The sequence below is a fragment of the Gardnerella coleohominis genome (assembly GCF_002896555.1).
Classification (GTDB): domain Bacteria; phylum Actinomycetota; class Actinomycetes; order Actinomycetales; family Bifidobacteriaceae; genus Bifidobacterium; species Bifidobacterium vaginale_F.
This window is the reverse complement of record NZ_MNLH01000038.1, coordinates 1-267: the sequence shown is the minus strand read 5'-3', so window position 1 is coordinate 267 and position 267 is coordinate 1. Positions and strand designations below refer to the sequence as shown.

Here is a 267-nt window from a genome sequence, read left to right as displayed (position 1 = left end):
AGATTGTATAAGAGACAGGCATAATACTGTAATTGTTAAAGTGATGCGCAAAACAAACTTAGCTTTGCAATCTGAAAGAAGCATAAGAGTGTTTTTAATATCTAACATTGGTCCGAAAATCAAGAAAGCAATCACAGAAGATATAGGCAAAGATGCTGCTAAACTCCTCGCAATAACAGCATCTGAGCTTGAACAAAGTGAGCTGGCGTAGGCAATAAGCATCATCATTGGTATAGATATGAGCACGAACTGTCTCTTATACACATT

The 267-nt window shown here is 36.7% G+C and carries 1 protein-coding gene; it reads right to left on the bottom strand.

Annotated features, from left to right (window positions below):
- The coding region (locus BFS05_RS06610; protein WP_180978629.1) for a permease at window positions 1-267 on the bottom strand (267 nt) is incomplete at both ends.